At 64.6% G+C, this 25843-nt stretch carries 25 protein-coding genes; 9 read left to right on the top strand and 16 right to left on the bottom strand.

Going from position 1 to position 25843, the window contains the following annotated elements; genetic code table 11:
* Positions 1 to 97: 97 nt before the first annotated feature.
* The 5 genes from K288_RS0120850 to K288_RS0120830 form a co-directional block, all read right to left on the bottom strand.
* Positions 98 to 511, bottom strand: coding sequence for a DUF2946 family protein (locus K288_RS0120850; RefSeq protein WP_027581308.1), 414 nt, complete (start codon positions 509 to 511; stop codon positions 98 to 100).
* A gap of 188 nt (positions 512 to 699) precedes the next feature.
* Positions 700 to 2763, bottom strand: a complete 2064-nt coding sequence (locus tag K288_RS0120845) for a membrane protein (RefSeq protein ID WP_027581307.1) — start codon at positions 2761 to 2763, stop codon at positions 700 to 702.
* A gap of 1 nt (position 2764) precedes the next feature.
* A complete protein-coding gene (locus K288_RS0120840; RefSeq protein WP_027581306.1) occupies positions 2765 to 5566 on the bottom strand; it encodes a DUF4159 domain-containing protein in 2802 nt (933 codons plus the stop codon).
* Positions 5566 to 6507, bottom strand: a complete 942-nt coding sequence (locus K288_RS0120835; protein WP_027581305.1) for a DUF58 domain-containing protein — start codon at positions 6505 to 6507, stop codon at positions 5566 to 5568. Before K288_RS0120835 ends, K288_RS0120840 begins: the two co-directional genes overlap by 1 nt.
* Positions 6507 to 7502 (bottom strand): MoxR family ATPase, encoded by a 996-nt coding sequence (locus K288_RS0120830; RefSeq protein ID WP_027581304.1) that lies wholly within the window; start codon positions 7500 to 7502, stop codon positions 6507 to 6509. Before K288_RS0120830 ends, K288_RS0120835 begins: the two co-directional genes overlap by 1 nt.
* 234 nt (positions 7503 to 7736) lie before the next feature.
* Here K288_RS0120830 and K288_RS0120825 point away from each other — a divergent pair, with 234 nt between their 5' ends.
* From K288_RS0120825 to K288_RS0120810, 4 genes are read left to right on the top strand one after another with little or no spacing between them, the layout of a single operon-like run.
* Entirely contained in the window at positions 7737 to 8351 is a 615-nt protein-coding gene (locus K288_RS0120825) for a DUF1285 domain-containing protein (protein WP_027581303.1), read from the top strand.
* Positions 8348 to 9019, top strand: a complete 672-nt coding sequence (locus K288_RS0120820; RefSeq protein ID WP_027581302.1) for a CoA pyrophosphatase — start codon at positions 8348 to 8350, stop codon at positions 9017 to 9019. The genes K288_RS0120825 and K288_RS0120820 overlap by 4 nt, the downstream gene beginning before the upstream one ends.
* The gene (locus tag K288_RS0120815; protein WP_027581301.1) at positions 9016 to 9279 is read left to right on the top strand and encodes a DUF6111 family protein; all 264 of its coding nucleotides are present in this window, start codon (positions 9016 to 9018) and stop codon (positions 9277 to 9279) included. Before K288_RS0120820 ends, K288_RS0120815 begins: the two co-directional genes overlap by 4 nt.
* On the top strand, positions 9276 to 10532 hold the full coding sequence (locus tag K288_RS0120810; RefSeq protein WP_027581300.1) for a CCA tRNA nucleotidyltransferase: 1257 nt from the start codon (positions 9276 to 9278) through the stop codon (positions 10530 to 10532). The genes K288_RS0120815 and K288_RS0120810 overlap by 4 nt, the downstream gene beginning before the upstream one ends.
* Before the next feature lie 71 nt (positions 10533 to 10603).
* Here the strand turns inward: K288_RS0120810 and K288_RS0120805 are convergent, their stop codons facing one another.
* From K288_RS0120805 to K288_RS0120775, 6 genes are all read right to left on the bottom strand, one after another.
* Positions 10604 to 10867: a DUF2158 domain-containing protein gene (locus K288_RS0120805; RefSeq protein ID WP_027581299.1), complete on the bottom strand. Its 264-nt coding sequence runs from the start codon at positions 10865 to 10867 to the stop codon at positions 10604 to 10606.
* Between the two features lie 189 nt (positions 10868 to 11056).
* Entirely contained in the window at positions 11057 to 11818 is a 762-nt protein-coding gene (locus tag K288_RS0120795) for an HAD family hydrolase (RefSeq protein ID WP_051334641.1), read from the bottom strand.
* Complete coding sequence (gene hemF / locus K288_RS0120790; RefSeq protein WP_027581297.1) at positions 11802 to 12689, bottom strand: oxygen-dependent coproporphyrinogen oxidase; 888 nt, start codon at positions 12687 to 12689, stop codon at positions 11802 to 11804. Before hemF ends, K288_RS0120795 begins: the two co-directional genes overlap by 17 nt.
* 3 nt (positions 12690 to 12692) lie before the next feature.
* Complete coding sequence (locus tag K288_RS0120785) at positions 12693 to 13058, bottom strand: 6-carboxytetrahydropterin synthase (RefSeq protein WP_027581296.1); 366 nt, start codon at positions 13056 to 13058, stop codon at positions 12693 to 12695.
* Positions 13059 to 13074: 16 nt separating this feature from the next.
* Entirely contained in the window at positions 13075 to 13707 is a 633-nt protein-coding gene (gene queE / locus K288_RS0120780) for a 7-carboxy-7-deazaguanine synthase (RefSeq protein WP_027581295.1), read from the bottom strand.
* Between the two features lie 10 nt (positions 13708 to 13717).
* The gene (locus K288_RS0120775; protein WP_027581294.1) at positions 13718 to 14173 is read right to left on the bottom strand and encodes a tRNA (cytidine(34)-2'-O)-methyltransferase; all 456 of its coding nucleotides are present in this window, start codon (positions 14171 to 14173) and stop codon (positions 13718 to 13720) included.
* 275 nt (positions 14174 to 14448) lie between these two features.
* On the opposite strand from K288_RS0120775, the gene petA reads away from it, so the two are divergent.
* The 3 genes from petA (at position 14449) to K288_RS0120760 (ending at position 18011) form a co-directional block, all read left to right on the top strand.
* Entirely contained in the window at positions 14449 to 14979 is a 531-nt protein-coding gene (gene petA / locus K288_RS0120770; protein WP_027581293.1) for a ubiquinol-cytochrome c reductase iron-sulfur subunit, read from the top strand.
* Positions 14980 to 15037: 58 nt separating this feature from the next.
* Positions 15038 to 17110 (top strand): cytochrome c1, encoded by a 2073-nt coding sequence (locus tag K288_RS0120765; RefSeq protein ID WP_027581292.1) that lies wholly within the window; start codon positions 15038 to 15040, stop codon positions 17108 to 17110.
* Positions 17111 to 17336: 226 nt separating this feature from the next.
* Positions 17337 to 18011 carry a dienelactone hydrolase family protein gene (locus tag K288_RS0120760; RefSeq protein WP_027581291.1) on the top strand — a complete coding sequence of 225 codons (675 nt, stop codon included), beginning with the start codon at positions 17337 to 17339 and terminating at the stop codon, positions 18009 to 18011.
* Between the two features lie 176 nt (positions 18012 to 18187).
* On the opposite strand, the gene K288_RS0120755 is transcribed toward K288_RS0120760, so the two are convergent.
* The gene (locus K288_RS0120755; RefSeq protein ID WP_027581290.1) at positions 18188 to 19195 is read right to left on the bottom strand and encodes a VOC family protein; all 1008 of its coding nucleotides are present in this window, start codon (positions 19193 to 19195) and stop codon (positions 18188 to 18190) included.
* 324 nt (positions 19196 to 19519) lie between these two features.
* On the opposite strand from K288_RS0120755, the gene K288_RS0120750 reads away from it, so the two are divergent.
* Positions 19520 to 21682, top strand: a complete 2163-nt coding sequence (locus tag K288_RS0120750) for an anthranilate synthase component I (RefSeq protein WP_027581289.1) — start codon at positions 19520 to 19522, stop codon at positions 21680 to 21682.
* 19 nt (positions 21683 to 21701) lie between these two features.
* Positions 21702 to 22241: an adenine phosphoribosyltransferase gene (locus tag K288_RS0120745; RefSeq protein ID WP_027581288.1), complete on the top strand. Its 540-nt coding sequence runs from the start codon at positions 21702 to 21704 to the stop codon at positions 22239 to 22241.
* A 145-nt stretch (positions 22242 to 22386) separates the two neighbouring features.
* Here K288_RS0120745 and K288_RS0120740 read toward each other — a convergent pair whose 3' ends face one another.
* The 4 genes from K288_RS0120740 to K288_RS0120725 form a co-directional block, all read right to left on the bottom strand.
* Positions 22387 to 23055: a hypothetical protein gene (locus K288_RS0120740; RefSeq protein WP_027581287.1), complete on the bottom strand. Its 669-nt coding sequence runs from the start codon at positions 23053 to 23055 to the stop codon at positions 22387 to 22389.
* A gap of 60 nt (positions 23056 to 23115) precedes the next feature.
* Complete coding sequence (locus tag K288_RS0120735; protein WP_027581286.1) at positions 23116 to 23865, bottom strand: hypothetical protein; 750 nt, start codon at positions 23863 to 23865, stop codon at positions 23116 to 23118.
* Between the two features lie 168 nt (positions 23866 to 24033).
* The gene (locus K288_RS0120730) at positions 24034 to 25221 is read right to left on the bottom strand and encodes a M48 family metalloprotease (RefSeq protein ID WP_027581285.1); all 1188 of its coding nucleotides are present in this window, start codon (positions 25219 to 25221) and stop codon (positions 24034 to 24036) included.
* A gap of 33 nt (positions 25222 to 25254) precedes the next feature.
* Positions 25255 to 25815 carry a LemA family protein gene (locus tag K288_RS0120725; protein WP_027581284.1) on the bottom strand — a complete coding sequence of 187 codons (561 nt, stop codon included), beginning with the start codon at positions 25813 to 25815 and terminating at the stop codon, positions 25255 to 25257.
* Positions 25816 to 25843: the final 28 nt, after the last annotated feature.

Genomic DNA, 25843 nt, shown 5'->3' with positions numbered 1-25843 from the left:
CTGATCCTGATGCCGTCGGCCAAGCCGACGCTCCGATTGCGATGTCCTTCGCGTCTCGCTTGGGCAGCGGGCGTGCAAAGGCCGTTCGGTCAATCGATCAGGAGAGGGGTGGTGCGCGGGACTGGAACGCCCGATGGGCGGTGCCGAGATGTGCGAAGCCGGCTTCGGTGGTGAGTTGAAGAAGTTCGATCGCCTGCGGCAGCAACAGCACCGGTGGCGTAGCGAACAGCATGCCGTGCGCCATCGTGACGACGGCGCAGATGGCGCAGCCGTCAGCGGGCTGCTGGTGGTTATCCTGATGTGGAAGCTGCAGCTTGTGCGTGGACGGGCTCGCCGCGTCCTTGACCGCGAGGTCCGCCGGCCGAAGGAAGTCGGTCTGCGACGTCGCGGTCTGGAGGGCTGGAGCGGCCTGTGCGGGGTGGAAATGGCCGAACGACAGCACAAACTGGACGGCAAGCGCCAACAACGCCAGCCGCGCGCCAAGTTTGACGTGTTTTCGAACCCACTTCACGAATGTACGCCCCCCGGGACCGCGTACCCCGACCGTCCCGATGTTACATTATAACATCGAAAGCAAGCGGCGGTGTCAACCGTGGCTCGGGCGGGCGTCGCATGATCGGCAGTGCGTGTGTGATTGCTGCAACGGCTTCTCGTCGTCCCGGCTCAAGCCCAGGACGACATCCGCGAGGGCGACGGGACCTACCGTCCCTCGCGCAGCCACGTTGCGGCGAAGGCACCGAGCAGCAGCAACAGGCCGATCAGCCCGGCGAACATCGGCAGCACGCCGACGCCCTTGACGACGCTGGCGTCGCGCATCCTGACGCCCATCCAGCCCTCGCCGCGGAACACGCTTGATGCGCGGACCGGCACGATGCGGGGCATATCGAGGCTGGTGCCGTCGACCACGCGGCGGGCGTCGCCGCCGGTCGCTTGTGCCAGCGGCTTCAGCATCTCGGTCGTGGAGGTCACTTCCGAAAATTCCTTCGGGTTGGTCGGGCCGACATTCACCAGCGCTTTCAGCGTGCCGTCGGTCGCCTGCCACAGACCGAGTTCGTTGGCAGGCAGCGTCGCCTTCCATTCGCCGGGCTCACCCTGGGTCAACGTCATCTCGCGCGTGGCGCCGCTCGGCGAAGTCACGGTGACCGGCGGGACGCTGTCGCCCATGGTCTGGCGCACCACGGAGAGATCGTGGCCCTGGATCTGCAGACGCAGCGCCTCCTCGTCGAGATCAGGCTGCTTCATCAGCCAGTGCGACATCCGCCTGAGCAGGTCGAGGTGTGGACCGCCGCCCTCATAGCCACGCGCCCACAGCCAGATGTGGTCGGAAAGCAGCAGCGCGACGCGGCCTTCGCCGAAGCGCGACAGCAGCAGCAACGGCTTGCCGTCGGCGCCGGTCATGACCGGCTGGCTGATGGCGTTGCGGGTGTCGACCGTGCGGAAGAAGCGGCTCCAGTGCGGCGGCTCGCTGTTGGAGCCTTCCAGCCCCCGTGTCACCGGGTGGCGCTTTCCGGCTTCGGAGAGATGCGCATAGAACGGCTTCTCGGTGACGCCGACAGGTTCGGCTGGCAGCACTGAGTCGAGCGGCGTACGCCAGATGCTGGTGGTGGATGCATAGTCCGGACCGGCGGAGACCAGCACCGCGCCACCGGCACGGACGTAACGCGCGATATTGTCGAAATAGGCGATCGGCAGCACGCCCTGGCGGGCATAGCGATCGAAGATGATCAGCTGGAATTCGTTGATCTTCTGCTGGAACAGTTCGCGGGTCGGAAACGCGATCAGCGACAATTCGTTGATCGGCGTGCCGTCCTGCTTCTCCGGTGGACGCAAGATGGTGAAATGGACGAGATCGACGCTGGCGTCGGACTTCAGCAGGTTACGCCAGGTGCGCTCGCCGGAATGCGGCTCGCCGGAGACGAGCAGCACGCGTAGCTTGTCGCGCACGCCGTCGATGGCGACCACCGCGCGGTTGTTGACCAGCGTCAGTTCATTGTCGAGCGGGGAGGCTTCGATCTCGACGATGTTGGGACCGGCGTGCTTGATGTCGATGTCGACATTGGCAGTCTGGCCGCTTTGCAACGTGCGTTCGTTGATTACCTCGCCGTCGCGACGCACGGTGATCCTGGCGATCTGGCCGGTCACGCCCTGGTCGTCGAGCCGGTAGGTGATGGTCTGGGTCTGGCCGACGATGCCGAAGCGCGGCGCGGCCGAAATTGCAATCCGCCTGTCCCGCTCGTCCTTGCGTCCGGTGATAAGCCCGTGCACCGGTGCCTGGAAGCCCAGGGCGGCGGCGTTGGCCGGGATATCGTGCACACGGCCGTCGGTGATCAGGAAAGCGCCGGCGACACGGTCGACCGGAACGTCCGACAATGCGGAGGACAATGCTCCGAACAGCTTGGTGCCGTCGGTCTCGCCGTCGGCCTGGCCGGCATCGACGACGCGCACTTCCAGGCCCTTGATCTTCTTCAGGCTGTCGACCAGGGCTTCCTGTGCTTTCGCGGTCTCCTGGTTGCGCGTGCCGAAATTCTGGCTCGGGCTCTTGTCGATCACGACGGCGGCGACCGAGGACAGCGGCTCGCGGTCCTCGCGGGTGAGGGAGGGGTTGGCGAGCGCAAGCAAAATCAGCGCCAGCGCCGCGACGCGAATCCATGCGCCGCGCGAGCGTGAAAGCAGCAGCAGCGCCGCTATGACGACAACCGCCGCAAGCCCGAACCACAGCACGAGCGAAGGCACCAGCGGTGTGAAGGCAATGCCGTAATTCATGTCATTGTCCCAGGCGCTCGATCAGGGCCGGCGCGTGCACCTGGTCGGCCTTGTAGTTGCCGGTCAGCGTGTACATCACGATGTTGACGCCGGCGCGGAAGGCGAATTCGCGCTGGCGCGGCTCGCCCGGAGTGAGCGGCAGCATCGGCTGGCCGTCGGGCCGGATCGCCCAGGCGCCGGCAAGATCGTTGGAGGTGATGATGATCGGCGAGACGCCATCGCCGCCACGCGCGGGCCGCTGCGCGGCCTCGTCGTCGTCTTCGCGCGGCAACGTCTCGACCCAGGTCTGGCCCGAGCTGAAGCGGCCGGGGAAGTCGCGCAACAGGTAGAACGTCTTGGTCAGCACGTGCTCGCGCGGCACCGGCTCGAGCTCGGGTACGTCGAGCGAGGACAAGATCTCGCGCAGCGCCTGCATGCCCGGCGTCTGCGAGGCGCCGTTATCGCCGGGCGGCGCCTCGATGGCGTCGCGGGTGTCGAACAGCACGGTGCCGCCCTGCTTCATGTAGGCGTCGATCTTGTTGATGGCGTCCTGCGGCGGCTTCGGCGCGCCGGGCACGATCGGCCAGTAGATCAGCGGGAAGAACGCAAGTTCGTCGCGCGCGGGATCGACGCCGACGGGATCGCCGGCTTCAAGCGCGGTGCGTTGCGCCAGGAACAGCGTCAGCCCGGACATGCCGGCTTTCACGATGGAATCGACATCGGAATTGCCGGTGACGACATAAGCGAGCCGGGTTTGCGAAACCGCCCTCATGGCGAAGTCGTCGCTGTTCTCGGCGCGCGTGGCAGACGGCGCCATCGATGCCAGCAGGAAGGCAAGCGCCAGCACGGCCGGAGCGGCGCGCCGCCGCCACAGCGCGGCAAGGCCGGCGCCGAGCATGGCGACCACGATCGCATCGAGCAGGAACAGACCGAGCGCCGACGACAGCAGGATGCCGCGGAGATCTCGCGGCTCAGCATTCGTGTAGCTCGCCCGCCGCGCGCGCAGGGCAGACGTGTCGAGCGGGGCGATGCGGTCGGCGGTTGCCAGCGTGTTGACGGCGATCGGGGAGTCGGCCGGACCGTAGAGGCCGGGCGGATGATCCAGCGTCGCGCGGTCGCGATAATCGGCCGGCATCGGCTTGGCGGTCGAGGGTGGCGGGCCGAATGCGCCAAAGCCATCCAGTATGCGGAGCGGCGCAACGGTCTCGGCCTTGGCTTCGCCGGCGACGCCCGCACCAGGCTTCGACGTGTAGCCGGACATATCGACCAGCCGTCGCAGCATCTCGACGAAAGTGCCTGACATCGGCAGATCCGACCAGCGCGAATCCGCGCCGACGTGGAACAGGCTGACCACGCCCTTGCCGCGATGCTCGCCGGTGACGAGCGGCGTACCGTCTTCCAGCGACGCCCAGCTCTTGGTGGCGAGCACCGCATCCGGCTCGGCCAGCACCTGCCGGCTGACGGTGACGTCCTTTGGCACCGGCAGACCGGCGAACGGCCCGTCGGCGGTGAACGACGCCAGATGCTGAGGCTTCTCCCAGGTCAGGCTGCCGCCGAGGACGCGGCCACCGCGGCGCAGCTTCACCGGCACCAGATCGTCATCGGCTTGCGCCAGGCGCGGGCCGGCGAAACGCACCAGCACACCGCCCTGGTCGATCCAGGCATTGAGCCGCTCGCGGATTTCCGGCGACAGCGTGCCGACATCGGCCATCACGATCATCGGCAATCGCTGGTCGAGGAACTGGGCGATCGCCTGCTGCGGCGCGCCGCGGTCGCCGAGACGCACATCTGCGAACGGCGAGAGCGCGCGGGAAAGGTAGAAATTCGAGGCGAGCAGCGGCTGCGCGGTGTCGTTGGTCGCGCCGGAGACGATGCCGACCGCGCGTCGCCGCCACCGCTTGTCGAGGAGTTGCACTGCGCCCGCGGAGCGCTCGCCGGCGATCTCCAGCCGGGCGATGTCATTGCGCAGTTCGACTGGGAGATCGAACGATGCCTCGGTCTCGCGATCCTGCGGCGCGAAGGTGTAGCGCGCCTCGCCGATCGGCGAGCCCTTGGCATCCAGCGCGCGCACTGTGCCGGACGTGATGCCGGTCTCGGTGCGCAGGACTTTCACGGTCATCTTGGCGGCGGCATTCTCGGCGGCCACGAGGGCCTGCGCCGACGGCGCACCGCCCTCGTAGATCGTCAGCGCGCGGTTCTCGACCAGCTTGCCGAGGCCCTCGGTGAATTCCGCGCCGCGCCCGGTGTCGACACCGTCGGACAGCCAGGCGATCTCGCAGTCGCCGGTGGCTTTCAGGAACCGGTCGATGGTGGGCAGCGTGTCGACGCGGTCGATCGAAAAGGGCTTTGGCGCGAACTGCCGCAGCGCGACGCGCGCGGTGCCGGCCGGCATCAGCGTGATGTCACGCGCGGACTCCGAAAGCGGGACCAGCGCCACCCCGCGGCGGTCGTTGTCCGCAGTGGCGATCAGCTCGTCGGCGGCCCTGATCCGCGCGTCCCAGCTCGAGGCCGAACTCCAGCCGTCGTCGAGCAGGATCAAGAGCGGCGCTTTGGAGGCCGCAAGCCCGGTTTGTGGATTCCAGATCGGTCCGGCCGCAGCGAAGATGACGAGCGCGGCGGCAAGCAGGCGCAGCAGCGTCAGCCACCACGGCGTGCGCGAGGGCGTCTCTTCCCTGGGCTGGATATCGAACAGCAGTCTGGTCGGCGGAAATTCGATGCGTCTCGGTCGTGGCGGCATCACGCGGAGCAGCCACCACAGCGCCGGCAGGCTCAGAAGGCCCAGCAGCAGCATTGGTTCGGCAAAGGACAGCGGCAGACCTGCGATCATGCGCCGAGCCCCACTTTGACGGTGGATCGTACGCTCGCCTTGCTCACCGTCATGCCGTTATGCAGGAACAATAGCAGCTCCGCCGCGGAGCGGCTGGTGGTGTGGACCGAGAACAGCCAGTCGAGCCGGTTGGTCTCGGCGCGGATCTCGTCACGATGCAGCGCGACGCGCGCAACATAATCGCTGGCCCAGCTCTCGGCGCGGCCCGCGGTGATGGCAGTGCCCGCTTCCGGTTCGACGAATTCGATGCGGCCGGAATAGGGGAAGGTTTCCTCGGCGGGATCGACGACCTGGATCACCGTGCCATGCGCGCCCGAGGCCGACAGCCCGGCGAGCGTGGTCCGGATCTCCGCGATTGGCGACCAGAAGTCCGACAGCACCACGATCTCGGAAAGCGCCGACGGCACGAAGGACGGCGGCAGGCTGGCGCGGGTCGCATCGTCATGCAGCATCGCCTGCGCCATCTTGTCGATCACGCTGCGGCTCGCGGTCGGGTTCATCAAGCCGGGAATGCCGACGCGCTCGCCGCCGGCCACCAGCAATTCGGCCAGCGCAAAAGCGACGATCAGGCCGCGCTCGAGCTTGGAATCGCGCGCCTGCTTGGACGCGAACGCCATGGAAGGCGAGCGGTCGGGCCAGATCCAGACGGTATGCGCCGCCTCCCACTCCTGCTCGCGGACATAGAGATGGTCGTCGCGCGCCGAGCGCCGCCAGTCGACGTTCTGCGACGGCTCGCCGGAGACGAAGCGGCGATATTGCCAGAAGCTCTCGCCGGCACCGGCGCGGCGGCGGCCGTGCAGGCCATGGATGACATTGTTGGCGATGCGGCGGGCTTCGAGCACCAGGCGCGGCAGCGAACTGGCGAGCGATCGGCTTTCGCCGTCGGCACGTCGGATCGCGACAATCTCCTCGTTCAGGTGCTTGTTCTCCGCGGCCATCAAGCGATCCGCGTCTTCAATTGCCTGATCACGTCTGGAATAGTGCGGCCTTCCGCGCGCGCGGTGAAGGTCAGCGCCATGCGGTGCTTGAGCACGGGTTCGGCCAGATCGAGCACGTCGTCGATCGAGGGCGCGAGCCGTCCGTCGAGCAAAGCGCGGGCGCGGACTGCGAGCATCAAGGCCTGGCTGGCGCGCGGGCCCGGTCCCCAGGCGATCAGCTTCTCGCCTTCCGGATTGGGCCGCGCGGCGCGCACCAGCGACAGGATGGCGTCGACGACGGAGTCACCGACCGGCAGCCTTCGCACCAGCCGCTGCGCGCTGAGCAGCAGCTCCGCATTCATCGCGGCCTTGGCCAGCGTCTCTTCCGCGCCGGTGGTCTCGAACAGGATGCGACGTTCGGCCTCACGGTCGGGATAGTCGACGTCGATCTCCATCAGGAAGCGGTCGAGCTGTGCTTCGGGCAGGGGATAGGTGCCTTCCTGTTCCAGCGGGTTCTGCGTCGCCAGCACATGGAACGGCTTGGGAAGGTCATGACGGGCGCCCGCAACCGTGATGTGCTGCTCCTGCATGGCTTGCAGCAGCGCAGACTGGGTACGCGGGCTAGCGCGGTTGATCTCGTCCGCCATCAGAAGCTGTGCGAATACCGGACCTGCAATAAAGCGGAACGAACGCTTGCCGGTGTTGCTCTCGTCCAGCACCTCGGCGCCGAGGATGTCCGACGGCATTAGGTCCGGAGTGAACTGTATGCGCTTGGTGTCGAGGCCGAGCGTGATGCCGAGCGTCTCCACGAGCTTGGTCTTGGCAAGGCCGGGAACCCCGATCAGCAGCGCATGTCCGCCGGAGAGGACCGTCACCAGGGTGTTCTCGATGACGCGGTCCTGGCCGAAAATAACGGTGGAAATCGCCTCTTTCGCTGTGCGGATCTGTCCAGCAACCTGCTCGGCCGAGCGGACGATCACGTCTTCCAGTTTTTCGACACTGTCTGCACCAGCCATTCCGTGCTCCTTAATCAAACGGCGCAACTCGCGTCGTCACGCCATGGGGCCCAAGCTAAGCATAAGCGAAGGCCATGTATTCGTTGAATTAAACTATCCCCACCTTAACGGGTTTTCAGGGTATGAACGCCATCACGATGTGGCGAGAACGGTACCCCGCGCACATCTGAAAGATGTACGTAAGCGACGTGCACCAATCGTGCCAGATTGAAGCCCTCAACCTTAAGGCAAACCATGGCGAACGAAGGGCAAACAAGCCGTCAGGGCCTTGAAGGGCTGACTGCCGCGGCCACCAACGCCGCGAAAACAAATTCCGCCGATGGCAAGGGCCTTCCGCCCGTGCATTTATGGAATCCGCCGTTCTGCGGCGATCTCGACATTCGAATCGCCGGCGACGGCACGTGGTATTATATGGGAACACCGATCGGCCGGCCGGCGCTGGTACGGCTGTTCTCCACCATCCTGAAGCGCGAAGACGGCAAGCATTTCCTGGTGACGCCGGTGGAGAAGGTCGGCATCCGCGTCGACGATGCGCCGTTCCTTGCGGTCGAGATGCAAAAACACGAGAACGCGCGCGGGCGGCTGCTGAGGTTCCGCACCAATGTCGACGACTGGGTCGATTGCGACGCCGCACACGCCCTTCGTTTCGAGCCGGCCAAAGATGGCGGGCTCACGCCCTATCTGCATGTCCGCGCCGATCTCTGGGCCAAGGTCACACGTCCGCTCTACTACGATCTGGTTGACATGGGGGAAGAGCGGATGGTCGATGGTGATCCGATGTTCGGAATCGAGTCCGGCGGCGCGTTCTTCGCGATGGCGGATGCGAAAGAGGTGAGGGACGCACTTTGAACGAGCCGATGCTGAAGACGGAGCCCGCGGCGATCAGCTCGGCGGAGTTTTTCGCGCGCAGCCACACGCGGCTGAATTTCGACGTCCCGCGCGGCTTGGTCGATCCCAACATCATTCCGAGGACCGGCGACTCCGGCAACGACCGCATGCTCGAGATCGTCGCGCACGAACAGCCGGTGCGCCCGGCCGCGGTGCTGATCCCGGTGGTCGATCGCGATGAGCCGACGGTGCTGCTGACGCAGCGCTCGGAGCATTTGAGCAACCATGCCGGCCAGATCTCATTTCCCGGCGGCAAGATCGATGCGACGGATGCCTCTCCGCTCGACGCCGCGCTGCGCGAGGCCGACGAGGAAGTCGGGCTCACGCGCGACTTCATCGAGCCGATCGGCTATCTCGACCTCTATGGCACCGCATTCGGTTTTCGCATCCTGCCGACGGTGGCGCGGGTGAAGCCCGGCTTCAGGCTCAGGATCAACGAAGGTGAAGTCGTCGACGCATTCGAGGTGCCGCTTTCGTTCCTGATGAACCCCGCGAACCATCAGCGCCACATGAAGGAATTCCGCGGCATCGAGCGCTCCTATTATGCGATGCCCTTTGCCGAGCGTTACATCTGGGGCGCGACCGCCGGGATCCTGCGCGTATTGTACGAACGGATCTACTTGCCATGATCCGTCCGGTATTGACCGAGATCGGAATTTTCCTCATCCCTTTCGCGGTCTATGCCTTGTTCCTCATTGCAACGCGCTCCGGCGTCCTTGCGAAGTCTTCCTGGCCTTTGCCTTTGATTGCGAAGCTGGTGCTGGGAGCGCTGTTGCTGGTCGTGATCAGTTTCGTGCTGCTCGCGCATTTCTCCGGCGCGCCGCCGAATTCGACCTATGTCCCCGCTCATATCGAGAATGGCAAGCTCGTGCCCGGAGTTGAGAAATGACCCACGCACGCGCGCTGGAGCAGGCGCCTTGGCTGAGATCAGGACCTACGGCACGCGTGCTCGCGCTGCTCAATACCGGCGGTGAGGAAGCGCGCGTGGTCGGCGGCGCTGTGCGCAACGCGCTGTTGCACAGACCGATCGGCGACATCGATCTTGCGACCACGGCAGTCCCTGAGGAGGTGATGCGCCGCGCCAAGGGGGCGGGCATCAAGAGCGTGCCGACCGGCATAGAGCACGGCACGGTGACGCTGGTCGTCGACAAGCATCCATTCGAGGTCACGACCCTGCGCGAGGACACCGAAACCTATGGCCGCAAGGCCAAGGTCGCATTCGGCCGCGACTGGGCGCGCGATGCCGAGCGGCGCGATTTCACCATCAACGGGCTTTCGGTCGATGCCAAAGGCGTCGTGCACGACCATGTCGGCGGGCTCGACGATATCGCCGCTCGCCGCGTGCGCTTCATCGGCGATCCCAGTCAGCGCATCGCCGAGGACTACTTACGCATCCTGCGCTTCTTCCGCATGCATGCGGCTTACGGTGCCGGCGATCCCGATCGCGCCGGCTATCTCGCCTGCATCGCCGGCCGTGCCGGCCTGGCGCAGCTCTCGGCCGAGCGCGTGCGCATGGAAATGCTCAAGCTCGTGGTCGCCGACGGCGCGGTGCCCGCGGTCACCGCGATGGCCGATGGCGGCCTCCTGCAGTTGATCCTCGGCGGTGTCGGCTACACCAGGCCGTTTGCAGGCATGATTGCAGCCGAGCGCGAGCTCGGACTCGAGGCGAGCGCGGTGCGCCGCCTCGGCGCGCTTGCGCTCGCGATCACCGAGGATGCAAGGCGCGTTGCCGCCAAGCTGCGGCTCACCAATGCGGAGGCGAAAGCGCTGGACGCGATGGCTGATCGCTGGTGGCAGCTCGCCGGCATCGACGAGGCGGCGGCGCGCCGGTGGCTTTACCGCCTCGGCGAGGCGGCCTATCTCGATCGGATGATGCTGGCCTGGGCGCGGATGAGCGATGGCCACGACATCGCGCATTGGCGCGAACTGGCGCGCCTGCCGCAGCGTTGGCGGGCGCCAAAATTTCCGCTGAAGGCGGCCGATTTCATCGCGCGCGGAATTGCCGAGGGGCCGGCCCTCGGCCACGTGCTGGCCCAGGCCGAACAGGCGTGGTTTGCCGCGGAGTTTCCGCTCGACCAGGCGGCGCTCTCGGTGATCGCCGATGAGACGGTTGCCCGCTTCGCCCACGACCACCGATTGTGATATCGCCGTGATCGCGGGCGGTATTGTGATGATCTTGTCGGCGCTGAGCGCCAAGCTCCGACGGCAGTAGCTTACGCGACCTTGCCCTTGCGGCGATCGTCTTCGTCCTCGTCGTCGTCTTCCTCTTCGTCGTCTTCTTCGTCTTCCTCGTCGTCGTCCTCTTCCTCGTCATCTGGATTGGCGGCTTCGAGGACGGCAACGGGAAGCGTTTCCCGAAACAGATCGCCGTCGATACCCATCCAAACGCACTCGACGGAGTCCTCGTTGACTTCCGCCACCGTAATCGGGTGCCCACCCGATTTCAGCATCACCACATCGCCTGGCTTTAGTTCCATTGTCCACCCTTCGCGTTGATTGACGCGCGGGCAAGTTACAGAACTGTCATGACAATCCGATCACGAAGGATCGCCGCTACAGGATTTTGATGGGGATGAGAGCGTTTTCGAGCGAAGTGGTCGCCGGTTCGCGTGAAGAGAACGGATCAAGCTCGAAGCTCCAGTTTGCGCGGCGAAGCGCAGGCATCGCTACCGATCCGCGCCGGGAAGCAGTTCCGTCAGTGAGCGGATGATGCGATCCGGCCTGACGCTCGATCCCGCGGGCAGGCCATCTCCGTGCACGTCGATCCAGATCGCGTAGATGCCGAGCCGCTGCGGCGCGACGACTTCCCATTCCAGATTGTCGCCGACCATCCAGGTATCAGCTGCGCTGACGCCGAGCGCATCCATCGCGTGCAGATAGGCGCGCTCTTCGGGCTTGCCGAAGCCGTGCTCGCCTTCGATCTGGATGTGATCGAAGCGGTGCGTCAGCGCGAAGCGCTCGATCTTGGCGCGCTGCATCAGCGCGGCGCCGTTGGTGACAAGCGCGAGCTTGATGCCGAGCGCGCGCAGCCCGTCTATGGCGTCGTGCGCGCCCGGAAACACGAAGATGCTTTCCTCGCGAAACGTCGTGAACCGATCGGCGATCCGGACCGCGAGATCGTCTGGAAGGGACGGGTGGCCGCTCGCCCGAAGCGCGGCAAAGCCGCCCCTGACCGTTTCGTGGCGCGCTTCCTCGAGCTTCAACCGCCAGATCGGCTCAGCCGTGGACCAGAATTTTCGGGCGAAAGCGAGGATCGCGGCGGCAACGACCGGCGGATCCAGCGGCGCCAATTCATCGGCGAATTCGGCCGCGATCGTATTCCAGGCGATCTGAGGCCGGCCATAGGCCGACAGGATGGTGTCGTCCATGTCGATCAGCATGGCGCGGGGAAGTTTGGTCACGACGGCGATCTCACGGCCATTTCGCATGGGGCGGCATCGATGACAGGATCGAATCGACATTGCCGCCGGTCTTCAGGCCGAAAATCGTGCCGCGGTCGTAGAGCAGATTGAACTCGACATAGCGGCCGCGCCGGACCGATTGTTCCTCGCGGTCATCAGCGGTCCATGCTGTCGCAAAATTGCGGCGGACCAGTTCGGGATAGATCTTGAGGAACGTGCGGCCGACATCCTGGGTGAAGGCCAGGTCGGCGTCCCATTCGCCGCTGTCGTGCCAATCGTAGAAGATGCCGCCGATGCCGCGCGCTTCCTTGCGATGGGGAAGGTAGAAATAGTCGTCGCACCATTTCTTGTACTTGTCATACGGCGCGATCCGCGCATGCGCATCGCAGGCCGATTGCATCGCGGCATGGAAGGCGAGCGTATCCGGATCGTCCTGCGTGCGCCGCCGGTCCAGGACCGGCGTGAGGTCGGCACCGCCGCCGAACCACGCCTTGGTCGTGACGACGAAGCGGGTGTTCATATGCACCGCCGGCACGTTCGGATTGTGCAGATGCGCGATCAGCGAGATGCCCGAGGCCCAGAAGCGCGGATCATCCGCCGCGCCGGGAATCTGGGCGCGGAATTCTGGAGCGAATTCGCCATGCACGGTCGAGCAGTGCACGCCGACCTTCTCGAACAGGCGCCCACGCATCATCGCCATCACGCCGCCGCCGCCGGGCTTGCCGGTATGGTCGGTGCGGTCCCATGGCGTGCGCACGAAGCGCCCCGCATTGCCTGGATAAAGCGAAGCAGGCGCGTCATCCTCCAGCCGCTCGAAGGCGGCGCAGATATTGTCGCGCAGCGTTTCGAACCAGGTTCTTGCGCGCGCCTTGCGCTGTTCGATGGCGGATTTTTCCATGACTTAGGCTTCCGGTCCGAAGTAGGTGCAGCTCTCGTTGCAGCTGTCGCGATGCACGCTGACGCGGGTGACCTTGCCTGCATGCTGCACCCGTTCGAAGATGAATCGCGACAGGTTTTCAAGGGTGGGCGGTCCAAGCGCCTCAATCTTGTTGAGGAACTTGTGGTCGAGCGTCTTCTGCACCTCGGCGATGCGGCGTTCGAGGAGACCGAGGTCAAGCACCATGCCGGTCGCTGCGTCCGGCTTGCCGCGCACGGTCACTTCCGCACGAAACGAATGGCCATGAATCTCCTCGCTGTTGGCGCCAAGGGTCGTTCCGGAGAGCGCATGCGCCGCCTCGAAGCGGAACGATTTCGTCAATTCCCACATCCTGAAAGTCCAACTCCTATCTGATACCCAGCGTCTTGTGCGTCTGCACGCTCAGCCGCCATTGCGGGTGTTGCAAGCAATATTCGACCGCGCGCGCGGTGTTTTGAATTGCGTCAGGCCCATCCATCGGCTGCAGCGAGAAGCGCTCGAAGTCGAGATCGACGAACCGCTCCGGCGCAGCGTCCTGCTGCGGATAGACTAGCTTCAGCTCGTTCCCCTTCCGCACCACGAGCTCCGCGCCGGCCTTCGGGCTGACGCAGACCCAGTCCAGCCCGTCTGGCGGTGCGATCGTGCCATTGGTCTCGACACCGATGGCAAAGCCGCGCGCATGCAGCGCGTCGATCAGCGGCGCATCGACCTGCAGCAGCGGCTCGCCGCCGGTCAGCACGACATAGCGGCCGACATTATCGCCCGTCCATTGCGTAGCGATGATGTCGGCAAGTGCGGCGGCGCTCGCATAGCGGCCGCCCAGCGTGCCGTCGGTGCCGACAAAATCGGTGTCGCAGAACTGGCAGGTCGCGCTGGCGCGGTCCTGCTCGCGGCCGCTCCACAGGTTGCAGCCGGCAAAGCGGCAGAACACCGAGGCACGGCCGGCATGCGCGCCTTCGCCCTGCAAGGTCAGAAAAATCTCCTTGACCGCGTAGCTCACGGAATCTCCTTCAGCTCAGGCTGCGGGTCTGCCGCAAGGCCTCGCCGATCGCCAGCGCCGCCGACATCGCGACATTGAGCGAGCGCATGGGCGGCTTGATCGGGATTACCAGCCGCGCATCGGCCGCCGCCGCCACCTGATCGGTGACTCCTGCGGATTCGCGCCCGAAGAGCAGTATATCGGAAGCGGCATAGCGAAAATCGAGGTAGGAACCGGCCACCTTGGTTGTGAACAGGATCAGCCGATAGCCGGCCTCGCGGCGCCATTCCTCGAACTTCGTCCAGGAATCATGGCGCATCAACCGGACGTGGTCGAGATAGTCCATTCCCGCCCGGCGGAAATGGCGGTCGGAGGTCGGGAAGCCTGCCGGCTCGATGATATGGGCCGCCACATCCAGGCAGGCGCACAGCCTCAGAATGGTGCCGGTGTTCTGTGGAATATCAGGCTGGAAGAGCGCGATCTGCATGGCCGTGGTGCTTGGTTAAGTCCCGACGAAATGTTTCAATAAAACAACGTTCGTCGCTCATTTAGTGCATTGCACGCCTGCGAGCCGATAGCGGGCTTGCGCTCGTCCGGCAAGGGTGCCAATAGAACGATTCTGGACTGCTGTTCCGCCAGTAGGGAGGAGGGACAGTGGTTTTCTGCCGCCGCGGGGGCCGCGGGCGCCGGCAGACCTCCCGGTCGCAATGGGCGCCGCCGGGGCGGTTCCACCGGCTGCGGACAAGGAAAGGGCTTGGAATCGTGACGACAGCGTCTTCGGCGGACCATCCGACACGCCGTGATTTCCTTTATGTTGCAACGGGTGCTGCTGCTGCGGTGGGCGTAGCGGCGACGGTCTGGCCGCTCATCGACCAGATGAATCCGGACGCGGCGACCATCGCCGCCGGTGCGCCGATCGAGGTCGACTTGACGCCGATTGCCGAGGGGCAGGACATCAAGGTGTTCTGGCGCGGCAAGCCTATCTATATCAGCCACCGCACCAAGAAGCAGATCGAGGAGGCGCGCAGCGTTCCGCTCTCGAGCCTGCCCGACCCGCAGACCGATGAGGCCCGCGTCAAGTCCGGCCATGACCAATGGCTGGTCGTAATCGGCATCTGCACCCATCTCGGCTGCATCCCGATCGCCCATGAGGGCAATTACGACGGATTTTTCTGCCCCTGCCATGGCTCGCAATACGACACCTCCGGTCGTATTCGCCAGGGGCCGGCGCCCGCCAACCTGGCCGTGCCGCCCTATCAGTTCGTTTCCGATACCAAAATCCAGATCGGCTAAGTCTCGGCCCAGCCGAGGCTAGACCGATCGCGTCGTCTTTCTTCTCAGGATCGCATCAATGAGCGGACCATCCGATTTTCAGCCAACCAATCCCGCCTTGCGGTGGATCGAGCGGCGACTGCCGATCTTCGGCCTCATGCACTCCTCCTTCGTGGCCTATCCGACGCCGCGCAACCTGAACTACTGGTGGACCTTCGGCGCCATCCTCTCGATGATGCTGGCGGTGCAGATCCTGACCGGCGTGATCCTGGCGATGCACTATACGCCGCATGCCGATCTCGCCTTCCGTTCGGTCGAGCTGATCGTGCGCGACGTCAACTACGGCTGGCTGCTCCGCAACATGCATGCCTGCGGCGCGTCGATGTTCTTCTTCGCCGTCTACATCCACATGTTCCGCGGCCTCTATTACGGGTCGTACAAGGAGCCGCGTGAGGTGCTGTGGATCCTCGGTGTCATCATCTATCTCCTGATGATGGCGACCGGCTTCATGGGCTACGTGCTGCCGTGGGGCCAGATGAGCTTCTGGGGCGCGACCGTCATCACCAACCTGTTCTCCGCCGTGCCGTATTTCGGCGAGAGCATCGTGACGCTGTTGTGGGGCGGCTACGCTGTCGGCAACCCGACGCTGAACCGCTTCTTCTCGCTGCACTACCTCTTGCCCTTCGTGATCGCCGGCGTGGTCGTGCTGCACGTCTGGGCGCTGCACGTGGCGGGCCAGAACAATCCGGCTGGCGTCGAGGCCAAGACCGAGAAGGACACGGTCGCGTTCACGCCCTACGCGACGATCAAGGACCTGTTCGGCGTCTCCTGCTTCCTGATCTTCTATTCCTGGTTCATCTTCTACATGCCGAACTATCTCGGCGATGCCGAGAACTACGTCCCGGCCAATCCTGGCGTGACGCCCGCACACATCGTGCCGGAATGGTATTACCTGCCGTTCTACGCGATCCTGCGTTCGATTCCGAACAAGCTTGCGGGCGTGATCGCGATGTTCGCGGCGATCATCATCCTCTGCTTCCTGCCCTGGCTCGACAGCGCCAAGACCAGGTCGTCGAAGTATCGTCCGCTGGCCAAGCAGTTCTTCTGGATGTTTGTCGTCGTCTGCGTCCTGCTCGGCTATCTCGGCGCGCAGCCGCCGGAGGGCATCTATGTGATCGCCGGCCGCATCCTGACCGTCTGCTACTTCGCCTACTTCCTGATCGTGCTGCCGCTGCTCGCCCGGATCGAGACGCCGAGGCCGGTGCCGAACTCGATCGCCGACGACGTGCTGGCGAAGACAGGCAGCAAGGCCGCACCGATGGTCTCGGCCGTGATCGCGATCATGGTCGCAGGCGGGCTCTTGGTCGGCGGCGCGCAAAGCGCCAGGGCCGAGGGCGGCGAGGTGGCGCCGCCGGCGCAGAAGTGGTCGTTCTCAGGCCCTTTTGGCAAGTTTGACCGCGCCGCGGTGCAGCGCGGGTTGCAGGTCTACAAGGAGGTCTGCTCGACCTGCCACAGCCTGTCCTTTGTCGCGTTCCGCAACCTCGCCGATCCCGGCGGTCCCGGCTACTCGACGGCACAGGCTGCCGCATTCGCCTCCGACTACAAGATCAAGGATGGCCCGAACGACCAGGGCGAGATGTTCGAGCGTCCCGGCCGGCCCGCCGACTACTTCCCGTCGCCGTTCCCGAACGAGCAGGCGGCCCGCGCGGCCAATGGCGGCGCCGCTCCGCCGGACCTGTCGCTGATCACCAAGGCCCGTTCCTACAAGCGCGGCTTCCCCTGGTTCATCATCGACTTCTTCACCCAGTACCAGGAGCAGGGCCCGGATTACGTCACCGCGATCCTGGAAGGCTTCGAAGAGAATCCGCCGGCCGGTGTGACCATTCCCGAGGGCTCCTACTACAACAAGTACTTCCCGGGCCACGCGATCAAGATGCCGAAGCCGCTGAGCGACGGCCAGGTGACCTATAGCGACGGTTCGCCGACCACGGTCGCGCAATACGCTCACGACGTCACGACCTTCCTGATGTGGACCGCGGAACCGCATCTGGAGGCGCGCAAGCGGCTCGGGCTTCAGGTGTTCGTGTTCCTGATCCTGTTCTCGGTCCTGATGTACTTCACCAAGAAGAAAGTCTGGGCCAACGCGCACTGATCGCGCTTTCGACAACGTGAATTTGAAGAAGCCCCCGCGGGGGCTTTTTTGCTGGCGCGATTGCGTCTCGCGCCCTGAGCCGCCAAGATAGTGGCCAGAGCTTCAGTTCTGATTGAATCAGAACCAAAGCTCTGGATTCTCGTTTTGACGCGTTTTCTTCACGCGAACCGATGTCCACTTCGCTCGAAAACGCTCTAACCCCCTCAGAAGCATTCCGGAGGAATTCATGGGCACCACCATCACCTTCAAGCGTCCGGACGGAAAGGACGCAGGCGGTTATCTCGCCAACGCGGCGCGCGGCGATGCACCGGGCGTGATCGTGATCCAGGAATGGTGGGGCCTGCAGGACCAGATCAAGGGCATGTGCGACCGCTTCGCGCGGGCCGGCTTCGATGCGCTGGCGCCTGATCTCTACAAGGGTACCGTGATGCCCTATCACGACACCGATGCCGCGGGTCGCGAGATGAACTCGCTCGACTTCATGGACGCCACCACGCAGACCGTGCGGGGCGCCGCGCAATACTTGGCCCGGAACGGCGCCAAGGTTGGCCTCACCGGCTTCTGCCTCGGCGGCGCGGTGACCATCATCGGCGCGACCAAGATTCCGGAGCTGACGGCCGGTGTCGTGTTCTACGGCATCCCGCCGGAGCAGGCGGCAAAGCCGGCCGATGTGAAGATCCCGCTGCAGGCGCATTTCGCCAACAAGGACGATTGGTGCACACCGCAGGTGGTCGACGCCTTCGAGAAGGGCATGAAGGCGGCCGGCAAATCGCTCGAGCTATTCCGCTATGACGCCGAGCACGCCTTCGTCAACGAGCAGCGCATGTCGGTGCACGACCGCCAGGCTGCCGAGCTCGCATGGGGAAGGGCGACGGAGTTCTTCAAGAAGCATCTAGGCTGAACCAGGCCGCCATCACCACAGGTGTCGTCCCCGCGAAAGCGGGGACTCATACTCTGCGGCCGTCGTAACGGGCACGTGGGCATATATCTCGCCAAATCACTGCAGCCTTTGGTTATGGTCCCGGCTCAAGGCCGGGACGACGGTGCAGCAGCGATCGCGCCGCGATCTCGAAGTCGCTATGTCGTTGGTTCGTTCTTCACCCCGTCCCACCACGGACAGGTGCCCGACATCAGTTTGAAATTGCCTTGCATCACTTGCACCGGTGCGCGGCGGCCTTGGGCGGCGGCATGCATTCGCATCTCGCGGGCGAGTTCGCGGTCCTTGGCCGGCAGCCACACCCGCTCGTGACCCCACAGGCTCGGGCCGTCCTGCATCTCGTATGGCTCCCACGTTGCCGGATCGATCTCGCGGCCACCCCAGCCGCATTCGATCATGAAGGATGACGGCGTCCTGGCGTAGAACGAGGTCATGAAGTCGTTGGTGTGGCGGCCGAGCGAGGTGCCGATGCGGTCGGGCTGGCTGAGCGCGACGTCGTAGGCCTGCCCGACATCGTCGAGCGAGAACATCTCGACCATCAGGTGATGCATGCCGCTCTTCCCGGTCTCAATCAGTGCCAGGCTGTGATGGCGCGGGTTGACGTGGAAGAAATAGGCGCGAAACGGTTTCAATATGTAGTCCGAAAGCCCGAAGCCGAGCACATCGACATAGAACGCCATCATCGGATCGATGTGCTGTACCGTCAGCACGGCATGCCCGAGCCCGAGTGGGCCGGTGCGAAAGCCCGAGATCGTGCGGCCCGGCTTGAACGGTGCGGCATCGATCTCCGCGCCGTAAAACACTTCCAGCCGGTTGCCTTCGGGATCGTGGAAGGAGATCAGGCCGCGCACATGCCTGGCGTCGGCGAGCGCTTGCGGCTCCGCCGTCACCGCGACGCCGGCTTGCTCGAGCCGGGCGGCGAGCTGATCCAGTGCCGCCGCGTCCGCCACCTCCCAGCCGAAGAAGCGCGATCCTTCCGGAGCGGTGCGATCGATCACGATGCGTTGTTTGCGGTCGTCCATCCGGAAGGTGAGCAGGGAGTTGCCACGCTCGACCGCCTGCAGGCCGACGAGGGTGGTGCCGAATTCCCGCCAGTCGTCGAGTTCGGCCGCGCCGAACCCGGCATATCCGAGACCTGATAGCCCCATTTGCGCCTCCACTGTTGTCCACCGGGGCGGCTGGTCCGCCCTTCTTGGGATCAAACTTACGCGAATTCGCCGGCCTTCAAACCCCCAAGATCGATTTTTGGGCAGGCCGGCGGCCTTGCCCGTCCCTTGACATCGCTCCCGCCGGGTGGTGTTTAGCGAGCTATGAGCACCGTTGTCCGACCATCCAGTCTTTGGTGGCCCACCTTCTCATAGGCGGCCGGTGCGATTTCATTCAAAATGTTGTCGAAGGTCGCCATCGCAGTGCGACGGTCCCTTCGGTTGTCCTGTGTGGCGCTCCCTCGTTAAGTCTCGTAAGAGGAACACATGAACAGGACAGTCTTCTCCCTGCCGGCGAAAAGCGAGTACCGCACCAGTGGCGGGCTCGCGGTCACCCGCGTGGTCGAACAGTTTACGGGCAATGCCGGCCGGCTCGACGACCTGATCGATCTGCTCGACCGCCGCCGCGGCGTCGTGCTGTCGTCGGGCACCACCGTGCCTGGGCGCTACGAGAGCTTCGATCTCGGCTTCTCCGATCCGCCGCTCGTGCTGGAGACATCAGGCGCGAACTTCTCGCTGGTCGCGCTGAACAAGCGTGGCGAAGTGCTGATCGCCTTCCTCGCTGACGTCCTGCGTGAGCCCTGCGTCGTCATCACCGAAAAGAGCGCGGCACGCCTTGCGGGCCACATCATCCGCGGCGAAGCGCCGGTCGAAGAAGACCAGCGCACCCGGCGCGCCAGCGTGATGTCGCTGGTGCGCGATCTCGTAGCGGCCTTCTCGTCCAATGCCGATCCGCTGCTCGGCCTGTTCGGCGCCTTCGCCTATGATCTCGTGTTCCAGATCGAGGACCTCGTGCAGAAGCGGCCGCGCGAGGCCGACCAGCGCGACATCGTGCTGTACGTGCCCGACCGGCTGCTCGCCTATGACCGCGCCACTGGCCGCGGCGTGGTGCTGGCTTACGATTTCGCCTGGAACGGCAAGTCGACCGAAAGCCTGCCGCGCGAGACCGTCGAGAGCCGCTACGTCAAGACGGATCGGCAGGGATTTGCAGATCACGCGCCTGGCGAATACCAGGCGACCGTGGAGGTCGCGCGTGCCGCCTTTGCCCGCGGCGACCTGTTCGAGGCTGTGCCCGGCCAGCTCTTCGCCGAGTCCTGCGAGCGTTCTCCGGCCGAAGTGTTTCAGCGGTTGTGCCGCATCAACCCGTCGCCCTATGGCGCGCTGATGAATCTGGGCGAAGGCGAATTCCTGGTGTCGGCTTCGCCAGAAATGTTCGTCCGCTCTGACGGCCGGCGCGTCGAGACCTGTCCGATCTCAGGCACGATCGCCCGCGGCAGCGATGCGATCGGCGATGCCGAGCAGATCCGCCAGCTCCTGAACTCGGAGAAGGACGAGTTCGAACTCAACATGTGCACCGACGTCGATCGCAACGACAAGGCGCGCATCTGCGTACCCGGCACCATCAAGGTGCTGGCGCGCCGGCAGATCGAGACCTACTCGAAACTGTTCCATACCGTCGATCACGTCGAGGGCATGCTGCGGCCCGGCTTCGACGCGCTCGATGCCTTTCTCACCCATGCCTGGGCGGTGACGGTGACGGGCGCGCCGAAATTGTGGGCGATGCAGTTCGTCGAAGACCACGAGCGCTCGCCGCGGCGCTGGTATGCCGGCGCCATCGGCTGCGTGAATTTCGACGGCAGCATCAATACGGGACTCACCATTCGCACCATCCGCATGAAGGACGGGCTCGCGGAGGTCCGCGTCGGCGCCACCTGTCTCTTCGACTCGGATCCGGCCGCCGAAGACCGCGAATGCCAGGTGAAGGCCGCAGCCCTGTTCCAGGCTTTGCGCGGCGATCCGCCGAAGCGGCTCTCATCCATTGCCCCCGATGCCACCGGCTCCGGCAAGAAGGTGCTCCTGATCGACCACGACGACAGCTTCGTGCACATGCTGGCGGATTATTTCCGCCAGGTCGGCGCCGCCGTCACCGTGGTCCGGCATATCCATGCCCAGGAGATGCTGAAGCGGAAGGGCTGGGACCTGCTGGTGCTCTCGCCCGGGCCGGGGCGGCCGGAGGATTTCGGGATCTCGAAGACCATCGGCACCGCGATCGAGAAGAAGCTGCCGATCTTCGGCGTGTGTCTGGGCGTGCAGGCGATTGGCGAATATTTCGGCGGGCAGCTCGGCCAGCTCGGCCAGCCCGCCCATGGCCGCCCCTCGCGCATCCAGGTGCGTGGCGGGCGGTTAATGCAAAATTTGCCGAACGAGATCGTGATCGGCCGCTACCATTCGCTTTATGTCGAGCGCCAGAGCGTGCCTGATGTATTGTCGGTGACGGCGACCACGGAGGATGGCGTCGCGATGGCGATCGAGCACAAGACCTTGCCGGTCGGCGGCGTGCAGTTCCACCCGGAATCGCTGATGTCGCTCGGCGGCGAAGTCGGCCTGCGCATCGTGGAAAATGCGTTCCGGCTAGACACCAGGGCGTAAGGACGAAAGCGAGACCGCAATGACGTTTGACCTCGACCTGAAGGCCGCCATTCGCACCATTCCGGACTATCCGAAGCCCGGCGTCCTGTTCCGCGACATCACCACGCTGCTCGCGGACGCCCGCGCCTTCCGCCGCGCGGTGGATGAATTGGTGCATCCCTGGGCCGGCTCGAAGATCGACAAGGTCGCCGGCATCGAGGCGCGCGGCTTCATCCTCGGCGGTGCGGTGGCGCACCAGGTCTCCGCCGGTTTCGTGCCGATCCGCAAGAAGGGCAAGCTGCCGCACACCACGGTGAGGATCGCCTATTCGCTGGAATACGGCCTCGACGAGATGGAGATGCACGCCGACGCCGTGCATCCCGGCGAGCGCGTGATCCTGGTCGATGATCTCATCGCCACCGGCGGCACCGCCGAGGGTGCGGTCAAGCTCTTGCGCCAGATCGGTGCCAACGTCGTCGCCGCCTGCTTCATTGTCGACCTGCCCGACCTCGGCGGCGCCGCCAAGCTGCGTGCGATGGACGTCCCCGTCCGCACGCTGATGGCCTTCGAGGGGCATTAGAAGTCACCTCACCCCGCTCTTGCGGGGAGAGGTCGGCGCGCAGCGCCGGGTGAGGGGACGCGCCGCATACTCTCGTCCATCGAATTCGTGGAAGCAGCCCCTCACCCCAACCCTCTCCCCGCAAGAGCGGGGCGAGGGAGCACACCTACGACCGCTGCAGCATCACGCTCAATTCGAGATCGCGGAAGATCGTGTAATTGCGTCGGATCCACTGATGCAACTCGGTGGAAGAGTCCTTCTCGTGCCTGAGATAGCCGGTGAAGGAGAAGTTCAGCCGGTCGATATAGGTCTTCAGGAACACCGGCAATGCGCTGAGGCGGAGCACCTGGCCCTGGCTCATGACCGCGGGCAGCTCGCCGCGCACCACGAACTCGTTGTCGATGGTGATCAGTGCCCGCGGCGGAATTTGCCGGCGCAGCATCTCGTAGCTGCGTGCGGTGGCCCGATCGGTATCGGCGACGAACAGGATGACCGGCGCGACGTGGCGGCGCAGCGCTTCCTTCATGAAGCCGATTTCGTCGATCATCTTGAAGAATTCGTCGAAAGCATGAAAGCCGAGGTCGATCACCTTCGCGACCCCGTCATTGATGATCAGCCGATCCATCAGCTGCATCTTGCCATAGGTGTCGATGACATCTGCCGTCTCGGTCGTCTTGGGCAGATAGTCGAGCAGCGACGGTTCCTTCAGATTGATGTCAAAGGAAAGCACGTCGCCGTTCTTCAGCAGCAGAAATTCGCTCAGCAGCCGCGCGACCAGGGTCTTGCCGACCTGGGGGCGAGACGAGCAGACGATGTAGATGGGCGTGGCTGACATCGCCTGCTATATCAGGCGATTTTCGTGCCTAATCCAGCCCCGCATGCCCAGGGGGCGCGACTATTTTTCGCTGCCGCGCGTCACCGATTTGGCGCCGACCAGGTCGGTCAGCTTGATGCGGTCGAACTCGCTCCAGACATTGGCGAGCCAGTGCCGGACATAGCCGCGGAGCACGAAAGAATAGTTCGCCGCCTCGTCATGCGGGCCCTTGTTGGCGACGAATTTCAGGAACGGAACGGAAGCGACCTCAACCTGCTCATAGGCCATCTCGTTCAGCTTCGGGATGGTCAGGTCGGTGGCATCCTTGATGCGGTGGAAATAGGAATTGTAGGTCGACTGGTCCCATTGGAAGAACTGGGTGTCGTTGATGAAGTTCTTCACCAGGAAGTATTTCGCGCCGCTCATGAAATTGGCGGTTTCGGCGATCTCGTCCAGCGAGGCGATCGAGGGGCCGAGGATATGGAACACCGCGAAGGTAATTTGGCCGGACCGGGCCGCATCCAGGAAGCCGATGTCGCGCAGCGCGGCGAGCGCCGGTGACAAGAGACCGGCGCGGACGTCGATCACGGTGACCATCGGGCCGGAATTCAGGGTATCGAAGATCTTCATCTGGTCCGCGGTCGTCGTCATATCGACGATCTCGGTGATCTCAGGATGGAAGCGCTTCAGCGTTCCCCGCGGGGATTCGGTGTCGAAGGCCCGAGTCCCGACGTTGTTCGCGTTGAAATAATCCAGAAGCGTCCGAGACACGGTCGTCTTGCCGACCCCGCCCTTGTCCGCGCCCACCACAATCACGACTGGCTTTGCCATGGAAATCCCTTACGACCGCGCCCCCGACCGCGAGGGCGCGATCGGAAAGTCCCCATTCCTGCTTTGGGCGCGAACATGGCAGAAACAAGGGAGAATTCAATTCCTTGTACGCCAAGCGACGCGTTTGGTAGGGATTTTCTTAATGAGTTGAAGGCGTGAGGGCCACAATCAAAAATGTGGGCCCCAGGGACCCTGAGCCGGCGGTTGCTGCGACGGGCCCGGCTCGGCTGGGTCGCTCCAAGGACCGCGTGAAAGACCAGGCGGAGGTCCGCCTTGCGCCGACGGTTCCTGTGTGCCTTCTCCGGCCCTGGCTGCGGGATCCTCCGGCAGGGCGATCGGCCCGGGATCGTGGCCGCCGGCGAACTTCACCAATGCATCCACCCTGGATTGTACTGACGGATGGGTCGCAAACAGGTCGGCGAAGCCCTGGCGCGGGTTGTCGACGCACAGTTCCATCACCGCCGACGTCGCGCCCGGCAGTTCGCCGCGATTTTCGATCTTGCGCAGGGCCGAGATCATGGCATCGGGATTCTTGGTCAATTCGACCGATCCGGCATCGGCCAGGTACTCGCGCGACCGCGACAGCGCCAGCTTCACGACCTGCGATAACAGCCAGGCCAGCACGATCAGGACGATGGCGATGATGATCACGATGATTGCGCCGCCGCCCGAGCCCTTGCGATCGGACGAAGACGAGGAGGAGGACGATGACGACGAAGGGGAGGACGACCAGTCGCCGGTGGAGTTCCACGACAGGTTGGTGAACATCCGGAAGAAGAGTTCGCCGAAGAAGCCGACCGCGCCGGCGATGATGACCGCGATCACCATCAGCTGCACGTCGCCGTTGCGGATATGGGTGAGTTCGTGGCCGAGCACGGCCTCGATTTCCTGGTCGTTCAGCGCCCGCAACAGGCCCGTGGTGACCGTGACGGCATATTGGCGCTGGTTCAGCCCGCTCGCAAAGGCGTTCAGTGCGGGGCTGTCCATGATCTTCAGCTTCGGCATCGGGATGCCGCGCGAGATGCAGAGATTCTCCAGGAGATTATAGAGCCGCGGCTGTTGCTGCCGCGTCACGCTCTCGCCGCCGGTGACGGCGTCGATCATGTTCTGGTGGAAGAAATAGGCGATCACGATCCAGAGCGCCGCGCCGACCGTGGCATAGGGGAAAGCCGAGATCAGGTCGCGCAGCGCCCGCATCAGGTAATCGTCGGCCGAGCGGCCGCTATCGATTATGACTTCCGCGACCAGCGCGCCGGCATAGACCAGCACGTAGATCAGGACGAACAGCCCGGCGAGCAGGAGCGTCGAACGGAGCTTGTTCGATGCGATATGGGTGTAGAGTCCGTAGGCGGCCATGATGCGCTGCTGCTCGCCGGAGGCGTGAGGCCTTTAGAACTTCACGCTAGGCGCGGTCTCGACTTCGGTGCGGCTGGCGCCGAGGTCGAAGAAGTCCTTCCGCGTGAAGCCGAACATGCCGGCAAACAGAGCGGCCGGCATCTGCTGGATGCCGGTGTTGTATTCCTGGACCGCGTTGTTGAAGAAGCGGCGGCTGGCCGCGATCTTGTTCTCGAGGTCGGAAAGCTCGCTGGCAAGCTGCTGGAAATTGGCGTTGGCCTTCAGGTCCGGATAGGCTTCCGACAGCGCGATCAGCCGGCCGAGTGCGCCGCTGAGCTGGTTCTCGGCGGCGGAGACCTGCGCCGGTCCCTGCGCCGATATCGCGGAGTTGCGCGCCTTGATCACGTCGTCCAGCGTGCCGCGCTCGTGCGCCGCATAGCCCTTCACGGTCTCGACCAGGTTCGGCACCAGGTCGTGGCGCTGCTTGAGCTGGACGTCGATGTCGGCAAAGGCTTGGTTGACGCGCTGGCTCAGCGCCACCAACCGGTTGTAGGCGGAAAACGCAAACAGCACGAGGACGACGATGACGCCGAGAAGGATCCAGCCGGTCGACATGGAAAAACTCCTGATGGGATTGCGCGTC

Origin of the sequence: Bradyrhizobium sp. Ai1a-2, assembly GCF_000426245.1 — a bacterium.
Classification (GTDB): Bacteria; Pseudomonadota; Alphaproteobacteria; order Rhizobiales; family Xanthobacteraceae; genus Bradyrhizobium.
Note: the sequence above shows the minus strand (reverse complement) of the source record. Positions and strands in the feature narration are given on the sequence as shown.

Coding starts and splice junctions, on each gene's coding strand:
- K288_RS0120845 (WP_027581307.1), bottom strand. CDS start 2,763: ATGAATTACGGCATTGCCTTCACACCGCTGGTGCCTTCGCTCGTGCTG.
- K288_RS0120835 (WP_027581305.1), bottom strand. CDS start 6,507: ATGGCCGCGGAGAACAAGCACCTGAACGAGGAGATTGTCGCGATCCGA.
- K288_RS0120830 (WP_027581304.1), bottom strand. CDS start 7,502: ATGGCTGGTGCAGACAGTGTCGAAAAACTGGAAGACGTGATCGTCCGC.
- K288_RS0120825 (WP_027581303.1), top strand. CDS start 7,737: ATGGCGAACGAAGGGCAAACAAGCCGTCAGGGCCTTGAAGGGCTGACT.
- K288_RS0120815 (WP_027581301.1), top strand. CDS start 9,016: ATGATCCGTCCGGTATTGACCGAGATCGGAATTTTCCTCATCCCTTTC.
- K288_RS0120810 (WP_027581300.1), top strand. CDS start 9,276: ATGACCCACGCACGCGCGCTGGAGCAGGCGCCTTGGCTGAGATCAGGA.
- K288_RS0120805 (WP_027581299.1), bottom strand. CDS start 10,867: ATGGAACTAAAGCCAGGCGATGTGGTGATGCTGAAATCGGGTGGGCAC.
- K288_RS0120795 (WP_051334641.1), bottom strand. CDS start 11,818: ATGCGAAATGGCCGTGAGATCGCCGTCGTGACCAAACTTCCCCGCGCC.
- hemF (WP_027581297.1), bottom strand. CDS start 12,689: ATGGAAAAATCCGCCATCGAACAGCGCAAGGCGCGCGCAAGAACCTGG.
- K288_RS0120785 (WP_027581296.1), bottom strand. CDS start 13,058: ATGTGGGAATTGACGAAATCGTTCCGCTTCGAGGCGGCGCATGCGCTC.
- K288_RS0120775 (WP_027581294.1), bottom strand. CDS start 14,173: ATGCAGATCGCGCTCTTCCAGCCTGATATTCCACAGAACACCGGCACC.
- K288_RS0120765 (WP_027581292.1), top strand. CDS start 15,038: ATGAGCGGACCATCCGATTTTCAGCCAACCAATCCCGCCTTGCGGTGG.
- K288_RS0120760 (WP_027581291.1), top strand. CDS start 17,337: ATGGGCACCACCATCACCTTCAAGCGTCCGGACGGAAAGGACGCAGGC.
- K288_RS0120755 (WP_027581290.1), bottom strand. CDS start 19,195: ATGGGGCTATCAGGTCTCGGATATGCCGGGTTCGGCGCGGCCGAACTC.
- K288_RS0120750 (WP_027581289.1), top strand. CDS start 19,520: ATGAACAGGACAGTCTTCTCCCTGCCGGCGAAAAGCGAGTACCGCACC.
- K288_RS0120745 (WP_027581288.1), top strand. CDS start 21,702: ATGACGTTTGACCTCGACCTGAAGGCCGCCATTCGCACCATTCCGGAC.
- K288_RS0120740 (WP_027581287.1), bottom strand. CDS start 23,055: ATGTCAGCCACGCCCATCTACATCGTCTGCTCGTCTCGCCCCCAGGTC.
- K288_RS0120735 (WP_027581286.1), bottom strand. CDS start 23,865: ATGGCAAAGCCAGTCGTGATTGTGGTGGGCGCGGACAAGGGCGGGGTC.
- K288_RS0120730 (WP_027581285.1), bottom strand. CDS start 25,221: ATGGCCGCCTACGGACTCTACACCCATATCGCATCGAACAAGCTCCGT.
- K288_RS0120725 (WP_027581284.1), bottom strand. CDS start 25,815: ATGTCGACCGGCTGGATCCTTCTCGGCGTCATCGTCGTCCTCGTGCTG.